Below are 11,715 nucleotides of genomic sequence, written 5' to 3'. Positions count from 1 at the left end.
TACAGCGAATGACCAGAGCAAGGTCTATGGTGTAACAGGTAACCTGGGCAGCAGTGCCTTTAGTGTAACGGGATTGGCGGCAGGAGAAAGCATCAGCACGGTTACCCTGAACAGCCCCGGAACCCTTGCGACAGCAGCTGTGGGTACTTATAGTATTACAGCGTCGAATGCTACCGGCGCTACGGTATCGAACTATAGCGTCAACTATGTGTCTGGTACTTTAACGGTGACCGCTGCTCCATTAACGATCACGGCGAATGATCAGAGTAAGGTTTATGGCGTAACGGGTAATCTGGGAAATAGTGCCTTTAGTGTAACCGGTCTCGCAGCAGGCGAGAGTATCAGCAACGTTACCCTGAGCAGTCCGGGTACCTTGTCTACGGCAGCTGTGGGTACTTATAGTATTACAGCGTCAAATGCTACCGGATCAACAGTATCTAACTATAGCATCAACTATGTACATGGTACCCTCACCGTGACCGCTGCTCCATTAACGATTACAGCGAATGATCAGAGCAAGGTTTATGGCGTAACAGGTAATCTGGGTAGCAGTGCCTTTAGTGTAACGGGACTGGCAGCAGGAGAGAGCATCAGTAGTGTTACATTGAGCAGTCCGGGCACTTTGTCAACCGCTGCAGTGGGTACTTATAGCATCACAGTATCGAATGCTACCGGATCGACAGTGTCGAACTATAGTATCAACTATGTGTCTGGTACTTTAACGGTGACTGCTGCTTCATTAACGATCACGGCGAATGATCAGAGCAAAGTGTATGGGGTTACCGGTAACCTGGGCAGCAGTGCCTTTAGTGTGACGGGCTTGGCAGCAGGTGAGAGTATCAGCAGCGTTACTTTGGCTAGTCCGGGTACTTTGTCTACGGCAGCTGTGGGCACTTATAGTATTACAGCATCGAATGCCACCGGCGCTACGGTAGCTAACTATAGCATCAACTATGTACCTGGTACTTTAACGGTGACCGCTGCTCCATTAACGATCACGGCGAATGATCAGAGTAAGGTTTATGGCGTAACGGGTAACCTGGGCAGTTCGGCCTTTAGTGTGACGGGATTGATAGCAGGAGAAAGTATCAGTAGTGTTACATTGAGTAGTCCTGGTACCTTGTCTACAGCAGCTGTGGGAACTTACAGTATTACAGCATCGAATGCCACCGGCGCTACGGTATCTAACTATAGCATCAACTATGTACCTGGTACTTTAACGGTGACCGCTGCTCCATTAACGATCACGGCGAATGATCAGAGCAAAGTGTATGGGGTTGCCGGTAACCTGGGCAGCAGTGCCTTTAGTGTGACGGGCTTGGCAGCAGGTGAGAGTATCAGCAGCGTTACTTTGGCTAGTCCGGGCACTTTGTCTACGGCAGCTGTGGGTACTTATAGTATTACTGCATCGAATGCCACAGGATCAACAGTCTCTAACTATAGCATCAACTATGTACCTGGTACTTTAACGGTGACCGCTGCTCCATTGACCATCACGGCGAATGATCAGAATAAGGTTTATGGTGTAACAGGTAACCTGGGTAGCAGTGCCTTTAGTGTGACGGGCTTGGCAGCAGGTGAGAGTATCAGCAGCGTTACTTTGGCTAGTCCGGGTACTTTGTCAACCGCTGCAGTGGGAACTTACAGTATTACCGCTTCCAGCGCAACGGGATCAACGGTTTCGAATTATAGCATCTATTATGTATCCGGCACTTTGACCGTGACAGCAGCACCATTGACCATTACGGCGCATGATCAGAGTAAAGTATATGGAACAACCGGAACATTGGGTAGTAGTGCCTTTACTGTGACCGGATTGATAGCAGGTGAAAGTATTAGTGCGGTTACCTTGAATAGCCCCGGAACCCTTGCGACAGCAGCTGTGGGAACTTACAGTATTACAGCCTCGAATGCTACCGGCGCTACGGTATCGAACTATAGCGTCAACTATGTGTCTGGTACTTTAACGGTGACCGCTGCCCCATTAACGATCACGGCGAATGATCAGAGCAAGGTCTATGGTGTAACAGGTAACCTGGGCAGCAGTGCCTTTAGTATAACGGGACTGGCAGCAGGAGAGAGCATTAGTAGTGTTACATTGAGCAGCCCTGGTACCTTGTCTACAGCAGCTGTGGGAGCTTACAGTATTACAGCATCGAATGCTACCGGATCAACCGTATCAAACTATAACATCAACTATGTACCTGGTACCTTAACGGTGACCGCTGCTCCATTAACGATCACGGCGAATGACCAGAGCAAGGTTTATGGCGTAACAGGCAACCTGGGTAACAGTGCCTTTAGCGTAACCGGTCTTGCAGCAGGAGAGAGTATCAGCAACGTTACCCTGAGCAGTCCGGGCACTTTGTCTACAGCAGCTGTGGGCACTTACAGTATTACAGCATCGAATGCAACGGGTACTACGGTAGCTAATTATAGCATTACCTATGTATCCGGCACCTTAACGGTTACCGCAATACCATTGACGATCACTGCAGACAACCAGAGCAAAGTATATGGCGTAACAGGTAACCTGGGCAGCACTGCGTTTAGTGTAACCGGATTGGCAGCGGGCGAAAGCATCAGCAGTGTTACCTTGAGCAGCCCCGGAACCCTGTCAACCGCTGCCGTGGGTTCGTATAGTATCACTGTATCAGGAGCTACCGGTAACTTCATTTCGGCTAATTATGCTATCCATTATGTACCGGGAACCTTAACGGTAACAGCTGCGCCATTGACGATTACTGCCAATGATCAGAGCAAAGTATATGGTGTAAGTGGTAATCTTGGAATCAACGCGTTTACTGTAACCGGTCTGGTAGCAGGTGAGAGCATCAGCAGTGTTACATTGAGCAGTCCGGGAACCTTGTCTTCGGCTGCCGTAGGTACGTATAGCATTACAGTATCAAATGCGATAGGTGCTACGGTATCGAATTATACGATCCATTATGTGTCTGGCACTTTAACAGTAACCGCTGCACCATTGACCATTACGGCAACTGACCAACGCAAACTGTACGGTGTAACGGGCAGCCTGGGTAGTTCGGCTTTCAGTGTGACGGGATTGGCATCAGGCGAGAGCATCAGCAGTGTTAGTTTGAGCAGTCCGGGTACTTTGTCAACCGCTGCAGTGGGTACTTACAGTATCACGGTATCTGCAGCGACCGGATCTACCGTATCCAACTATAATATCAATTATGTGTCTGGTACCTTAACGGTGACCGCTGCTCCATTAACGATCACGGTGAATGACCAGAGCAAAGTATATGGTGTAACAGGAGTTTTGGGCAGCAGTGCCTTCAGTGTAACGGGCTTGGCATCAGGTGAGAGTATCAGCAGTGTTACTTTGAGTAGCCCGGGAACCTTGTCAACCGCTGCTGCGGGTACTTATCCTATTACGGCATCTGCAGCAACAGGCTCTACGGTCTCTAACTATAGTATCCATTATGTATCTGGTACCTTAACGGTAACAGCTGCACCATTGACTATCACAGCCCATGATCAGAGCAAAGTATATGGTGTAACAGGAGTTTTGGGCAGCAGTGCCTTCAGTGTAACCGGATTGGTTGCGGGCGAGAGCATCAGTAGTGTTAGTTTGAGCAGTCCGGGAACCTTGTCAACCGCTGCAGTGGGTACTTATAATCTTACGGCATCTGCAGCAACAGGTTCTACCGTAGCTAACTATACGATCAGTTATGTATCCGGCACGTTAGCAGTAACGGCAGCGCCATTGACCATTACCGCTAATAACCAGAATAAAGTATATGGTGTTAACGGAACACTGGATGCCAGTGCGTTCAGTGTAACCGGATTGGCATCAGGAGAAAGTATCAGCAGTGTTACTTTGAGTAGTCCTGGCACTTTATCATCGGCTGTTGTGGGTACTTATGATATCACAGCATCGAATGCGGCTGGTTCTACCGTGTCCAACTATACGATCCATTATGTATCTGGAACCTTAACGGTGACCGCTGCACCATTGACCATTACGGCCAATAACCAGGGCAAAGTGTATGGTGTTAACGCAACGTTGGATGCCAGTGCCTTTACTGTGACCGGTTTACTGGCAGGTGAGAGCATCAGCAGCGTTACGCTGAATAGCTTTGGAACGCCATCGGCTGCTTCGGCCGGTGTTTATAGCATATCTATATCAGGAGCTGTCGGTAATTTCACAGCTGCTAATTACGATATCCGTTACGTGCCTGGTGCATTTACCGTACAGACGGCTACTATCACCATCACTGCATCGGATCTGAGCAAAAAATATGGGGAAACCCTAACGCTCCCATCTTCATCATTCAGCGTAACGGGATTGGTGAATGGGGATACCATCAGTTCGGTAAGCCTCTTCAGCGACGGCGCTGTAGCGACTGCCCCCGCCGGTGTGTATAGTATCACAGCTTCTTCGGCATCGGGTAATTTCAGTGCCAACAATTATACGATTGTTTATGTAGCTGGTTCTTTAACGGTACAAAAAGCTATGTTGACCATCACGGCTTCAGATGCAACCAAGAACTATGGTGCAGTCATTACGCTTACAGGGTATACAACATCAGGTCTTTTCAATGGAGACCAGATTTCGGTAGTTCTCAGTAGCCCGGGTAATACTGCCACAGCAGCTACTGGTGTGTACAGTATTACGGTTTCTTCTGTTGCAGGTGCTGCCGTAGATAATTATCAGCTTGTTTACATTCCCGGTACCCTGACCGTTGCCGGTCAGCAAATTCCGCTGACCGCGGGGGCTATTGCCACCAGTCAAACCATTTGTTATAATGTTACGCCTGATGCGTTGACTTCTGCAACAGACGCCACTGGCGGTGCAGGTGCCATTCAATATCAGTGGGAGCAGAGCCCGGATGGGGTTCAGTTTACGGATATTTCAGGGGCTACTATATCAGCACTTGCTTTGCCGGCACATACCCAAACCACTTATTACCGCAGGAAAGCCTATACGGTGAATGATGCACCTGTGTATTCGAATATGGTGGGTATTACCGTATTGCCTACCCCGGTATTAACGGGAGCTATTACGGGTGATTGTGCCGTATTGCCTGATTCGGTGAAAACCTATTCAGTAAATGCTGCAGCGAATGCCAGTCGTTATCAATGGACATTACCCAATGGCTGGACAGGTAGTTCCGTTACCAACACGATACAGGTAGTGCCATCTGCCAATAATGGGGTTATCAGTGTAGTGCCCTATAATGATGCTTGTGCTGGTACAGGGGTAAGTTTCAACGTATCGGTGATTGATCTGGCTAAATCTACGCTTACCGCCAATCCGTCTACGGTTTTAGGTGATAACCAGCGTACCAGCAGCGTTACCCTGCAATTAATAGATGTGGCGGGTAATAAGATCAACTGCAGTGTGCCGCAGATTTCGTTCTGTTCTACTCCGGAAATTGTGATGAGTGGGGTTACAGATAATAACGATGGCAGCTACTTAGCCAAAATCAGGTCCTATGCAGACACGATTGTGGTATGCGCCAGTATCGGCACAAATAAGTTTAAACAAACGGCTACCGTTGAATTCAGCGGACCGCAGGGTTCCATCTCTGGTAACGGACCTGTTTTTGCCACAGAAACACCCTACCTCACTTTTACTATTACGCAGGGTGTGGCTCCTTACACGGTTATTTACAAAGCAGCTAACCGTGCGCAGAATGATACACTCTCCAATGTTGTCAGCAATGTACCGATCGGCGTAACCAATATTGCTGCTACAACCGGGTACAAACTGGTATCCATTATCGGTGCGGACAACGGACGCAGAAACAATGACTTCATTGGTGATACGGCAACCATTCAGGTGCTGGAACCCAAGATCCTTGTCACGCTCACTTCTGATCCTCCCGTATTGGTGAAAGACAGCACTTACGCAACCCGATTATCGATTGATGTAAGTAACACAGGTGATGTGAATCTTCAGAGTGTGCAGGTCAGCGCCAACCTGGCTGATGTGTTCCCGGCTCCGGTAGAGTTTTCATTGGATAGCGTGAAGTTCAATGGCAATACCGTTAACCAGAATCCGAATTTTGATGGTAGAAATAACTATAATCTTTTTGCCTGGACACAAATGCCTGGCAGACGGATATTTGAAAATCCGTATCCTGAGTTAAGGCCACATACGGCAGAAGTAATGGCCATGACGACCGTTCCTGTTGCCATCCCGGTTTATACCGGATTGTCGGAAGATGGACTGACAGGCGCAGTGGAAATGGCGACACCGGTTACGTATCTGTCAACCGAATTACCGGAAACCTCACCGGTACCGGCAGAAGTTCCGGGATTACAGGATCCGCAACTGGCTGCTGCACCGGCTGCACCTTATTTCTTCGGCACTTTATCCAGTCTCAATATCGGGCAGAATGCCAGGATCTACCTGTATGTGAGTATCAAACCCAACGGTTATAAAAAACCATTTGTGATGCAGGTAGCTGCTGTGGGCACAGGCACAACATCTAATGGTACCGCATTGGCGAACAGTATCTCCAACGATAATGAAAGACAGGCCGTACATCCTGAAATCACCGGAAAAGGAGAACCCTTACCTACAATTATTTCTTTGCTGCCCGATCCGACCATTGGTCTGTCTTTACAGACCGGAACACCGGTAATGCAGCCCGATAGCAGTTATAATGTAGCGTTGAACTATGTGGTGGGTAATTATGGTAATGTGAACCTGCGTTCAGTAGCGTTGTACCAGAGCCTGTTACGTTCTATACCGGCACCAGATGTATTCAAAGTACTGAGTGTATCCACACCAACCGGAAGCCTTGTAATCAATCCGGCTTACGATGGTCGTATTGATACGAATCTCCTGTCATCATTGAGTACGCTGCCATACGACAGGCAGGGTGAGGTGAAGATGTTGATCAATATCAAACCGAATTCCTATAGCTCGATCTATAAACTGCAGGCAAAAGCTGCCGGCTTCTCCGCAGAAACACAGTCTGTCGTGTCTGATCTATCAACCGACGGAACCAATCCGGATCCAAACGGAGATGGTATGCCTGATGAGAAATTGATCAGTTATATCGTGATCAATAAAACGATACCGGTACTGGAGAGTGGTAAAGTGTCGATTCGCAGCAGCAGAGAAACGAATGGTTTCTGCGGCCCTACAGCCAATGTGGTTGTGGCAGAGTTGACCGCACCATCGGGTGGTGATGAGCCTTATAGTTTCCAATGGCAGAGATCCGCTGATAATATCAGTTATGCGAACATCGCAGGCGCTACCGAGAGTAATTATATCACAGATTCGGTTACCACCAGTATTTACCTGCGTAGAAGGGTCATTTCCGGAAACCAGATGAAGTACAGTGAACCGGTGTATATCCGGATCAATACGGTGGTGAAACCAGTGATCAATACGAGTGGCTCACAGTATCTCTCTGCCAATGATAGCGTAGTGGTGGTTGCTTCAGACGGTATCGCTTACCAGTGGTCGAACGGTGCTAATACCCAGACCGTGGTAGTGAAAACAGCAGGTAATTATTTTGTTACCGTTACCGACCAGAATGGTTGTCAGGCCAGTTCAGATGCCATTGCCGTATTGCCAGCTCCGCCGGCCGCGCGTAATGCAACCTATATCATTGGTTCTGTTTCTAACCCGGCCAATATCAGCGTTCAGGTTTCTGCTACGGTTCCGGGTGCAAGCCTTAAATACTATGTATCGCTCAATGCGCCGAATAGCATCAGTGCACCTGGATTACCTGCAGTGGCAGGCAGTACCGTGTTCTATGTAAGCCAGGTGGTGAATGGACTGGAAAGCAAGCGGGTACCGGTGCAGGTGACCATGCTGAACCCGCTTGCGGTGAGCAGGCTGGAGAAACTGGTGTCTAAAGAAGCGGAATTACAGGCGGATGGTTCATTCATCATAGGCTTTACATTCCGTTTGTTCAACCTGCGGCCGGAACTGCTCGACAGTATCCTGATCAAAGATGATCTTACCAGGGTATTCCCATTCTCAGATAAACTGAAAGTGCTGTCGCTCACGGCTTCCGGCAAACTGGTGGTGAATCCTTTCTATAATGGGGTATCGCAGATAGAGATGTTGTCTGATAAGAGCCAGCTGGCTGGTATGCAGCGTGATTCAATCAGCCTGTTGATCAGGGTGTACCCGGGTGGATTTGCCGGAGCCTTGACCAATACGGCCTACCTGACGGCAGTATCGCCTTATGGAAAATTCACCATCGCTTCTACACAGCTGGTATCGAATGATCCAACTGCCACAGGTGGTACATCGGTAGATCCGCAGCCTACCCGGTTCCTGATACCGGAAGTGAAAATCTTTATACCGGATGCATTCTCTCCGAACAGGGATGGTAAAAATGATACCTATGTCATCATCAGACCTTATACCACCCAAATCAGTATGGAGATATTCAACCGGTGGGGTAACCTCGTGTATCGTGCCAATGATTACCAGAACGATTGGGATGGAAGGGGTAACCAGTCCTCCCTGTTCGGAACCGAACTGGCAGAGGGAACTTATTATTATATCGTAACAGCAACCGATAAACTGACGGGCAAAATTGACCGGTTCAAAGGCTTTGTTGTACTGAAGCGTTGATGTTTGTTTTTGGCATACACAAAAAAAAGTTGAATGAAACGTGTACAGAAAATTTGGGTGTTGATGACTGTGTTGGCAGTATGTGCACTGTGGGCTATAACCGGCTATGCACAGCAGCAGCCAATGTATTCACAGTACATGTTCAATATGATGAACATCAATCCGGCTTATGCGGGTAGCCGGGGAGTTACCAGCATGACTGCCCTTTTCCGCGACCAGTGGGTCAATATGCCTGGTTCGCCCAAAACGGCTTCCGTATCGGTTGATATGGCGATGAAACAAAAAAAGATCGGACTGGGATTACAGTTGTATGATGACAGGCTGGGTGTAGAACGCACGATGGGACTGAATATGTCCTATGCCTTCCGCATACAGACATCAGAAAAAGGAACATTGAGCCTGGGATTACAGGCCGGTATCCTGAACTACCGGGCTAATTATACCGAACTGTCTACCTTCCAGTCGAACGATCCTGCTTTCAGTCAGAACGTGAATGGAATACTGCCAGCGGCAGCTGCCGGTATCTTTTATAACTCAGACAGGTTCTATATAGGCGCTTCGGTTCCAGCCTTGCTGAAAACAAAAATCAATAATAATAACGTGGTAGATGTCAACTCGGCTTCCGGTAGTGACCTGCATTTTTATGTTACCTCGGGTTTTGTAACGGATATCAATGAGGACCTGGTATTGAAGCCTTCTGTTATGCTGAAATCTGCCAGCGGTGCACCGCTTGAATTGGATCTGAACCTGAATCTATGGATAAAAAACACCATTTCGGTAGGTGGCTCTTACCGAACCGGTGATGCGTATGTAGGAATGATAGAGTGGCAAATGAACCGGCAATTACGTTTCGGGTATGCGTATGATAAAACTTTTTCAAACCTGGGAATCTATAACAACGGTACCCATGAATTGATGCTCAGGCTCGAAATCGGGCAGGAGGGTAGTAAAATGGTTTCACCAAGATATTTCTAATGACAGTTATGCGAAAGACGGTAGTTTCTGTGATCCTTTACCTGTTTATGCTGCCGGTGATTACGCTGGGCCAGGCGGGCAGGCAGGATGCATTGCTGAAGAATGCAGAGCGAGAGTATCATCGTCTCAGGTATACTTATGCCCTTCCTTTTTATACAGCTCACCTGGTTCGTCAGCCACAGGATACCCTGGCACTGTTGCACCTGGCAGATTCGTACCGGCTGCTGAAACAGAATGATTCGGCAGCCATCTATTATCGCAGGTATCTTACCCTGAAACCATCAGATAAAACCACTACGCGTCGTTATGCAGAGCTGGTTGCCGGTTTGGGTGATTATGCAGAAGCGATCCACGCTTATGCATCCCTGAAACAGACCGGTACACCCAAAAAAGATTCATTGTCGGAGCTGGCCATTCAACGTATCCGGGGTTTTTCTGAAACAGGTCTTTTCCTGCGCGATTCACTCGATTACCGGATCCGTTACCTGAAACTGAATACGGAACAGCAGGATTTTTCGCCGTTTATGAACGGGGCTTCCCTGGTATTTGTATCAAATCGTTACCGGAAAACAAATGAAGGGAAAGAGTTTGGATGGGATGGCCTTCCCTTTGCACAGTTTTACCAGGTGAACAACCTGGATGATGCCATTGATGCATTTGTGCCTGATCCTCCCAAAGCCATTGCGTACAACAGAATTATCCGATCTAATCACGATTATACGTCACGAACCAGTAATGATAATGACGTGATCCAGTTGAATACGATCCCCGGATCTTATAAGGGTTTTTTAAAAGACCTGCCTGCATTTGCTGAAGGACTGTCGGGTAATTTCAATATGGGACCTGCCTGCCTTAACCAGGAAGGCAACCGCATGTATTATACCCGGAACAGCACATCACTTTACCAGAATAAATACCACCTCGAGATATGGGAGGCAGTGTCTGTAAACGGACAATGGCAACATTCCAGGAAACTGCCGTTTGTAAAACCGGGGTATGATTTTTACCATCCTGCCATCAGTGCGGATGGTAAAACACTGTATTTCTGCAGCAATATGCCTGGCGGTTTTGGCGGCAGTGACCTCTATGCGGTTAACACCACGCAGTTCGGTGCAAGAGAAATACCCCGTAACCTGGGTAACCGGATTAATACTGCCGGTGATGAACTGTTTCCTGTTGTGAACAGGGATACTTTGTATTTCAGCTCGGATGGTCATCCCGGTCTGGGCGGACTTGATATATACCGGGCGGTTCCTACAGTGAACAACCGTAACTGGTCAGCGCCGGTGAATATGGGATATCCGGTGAATTCATCTGCCGATGATTTTGGCATGGTCTTCCGCAACAACGGGGACGATGGTTTCCTGACCAGTAACCGGCAGGGCACAGATGATATTTTCTACTTCACCAAAAACGATTACCGCGTTCAGCTGTCAGGAACATTGCTGGATAAAAACAGCCAGCGACGTTTGCCCGAGACGGTAGTCACCATTCACAACCAGGAAAACAATTTTGTTGATTCACTGGTGACAGATCTGACCGGTAATTACCGGTTTGGGTTGAAGCCCGGCCTGCTGTACCTATTGCAGTTCCGGAAAGACGGATATACCACTGATTCGATTACGGTTGACCTTCGCCATTACAAAGAGACTGCTCTTGAACTGTCGCCTGCTTTTCTTGCTTCGGTTATCCCGGCTGCTGCAACAGAACTTGTTGCAATAGCCGATAGGGATAATGACGGTGTTCCCGATCTGGAAGATAAATGTCCTGAAAGCAAAGGTATTGCCCGATTGAAGGGATGCCCGGATCTCTCAGAGCGCCTTTCCTTCCTTGCCAGAAATATCTTTTTTGCCACTGCCAGTGCTGAGCTACGCGACAGCTCGTACCGGTCATTGGATGAGTTGGCTGCACTTCTGCTGCAGTTCCCGGATATAACGCTCGAGATAAATGGTTACACGGATAATAAAGGTTCCTTCCAGGCAAACATCCAGTTGTCGAAGCGGAGGGCAGACGCCATCAGGCAATTCCTGGTAAGCAAAGGCATCAATGCACAGTTGTTACGTGCTAATGGTTACGGGCCGGCCAACCCGATTGCCTCTAATGCACAGGAGTCGGGACGTTTCAGGAACAGGCGGGTAGAGATGAAAGCATTTTTTAAGATCTAA

At 48.2% G+C, this 11,715-nt stretch carries 3 protein-coding genes; all 3 read left to right on the top strand.

The features are described 5' to 3' along the window. On the top strand, positions 1-8,575 hold an 8,575-nt coding region (locus ACH3Y6_RS13665; protein ID WP_490836174.1), incomplete at its 5' end, for an MBG domain-containing protein. A 33-nt stretch (positions 8,576-8,608) separates the two neighbouring features. Continuing rightward, positions 8,609-9,550 (top strand): PorP/SprF family type IX secretion system membrane protein, encoded by a 942-nt coding sequence (locus tag ACH3Y6_RS13660; RefSeq protein ID WP_490836173.1) that lies wholly within the window; start codon positions 8,609-8,611, stop codon positions 9,548-9,550. Between the two features lie 8 nt (positions 9,551-9,558). After that, positions 9,559-11,715 (top strand): OmpA family protein, encoded by a 2,157-nt coding sequence (locus ACH3Y6_RS13655; protein WP_490836172.1) that lies wholly within the window; start codon positions 9,559-9,561, stop codon positions 11,713-11,715.

Source organism: Sediminibacterium sp. FW305-C-269 (genome assembly GCF_058231045.1).
Note: the sequence above shows the minus strand (reverse complement) of the source record. Positions and strands in the feature narration are given on the sequence as shown.

What these genes read in the sequence shown, in the direction of transcription:
- ACH3Y6_RS13660 (WP_490836173.1), top strand. Translation starts at nt 8,609, where the DNA reads ATGAAACGTGTACAGAAAATTTGGGTGTTGATGACTGTGTTGGCAGTA.
- ACH3Y6_RS13655 (WP_490836172.1), top strand. Translation starts at nt 9,559, where the DNA reads ATGCGAAAGACGGTAGTTTCTGTGATCCTTTACCTGTTTATGCTGCCG.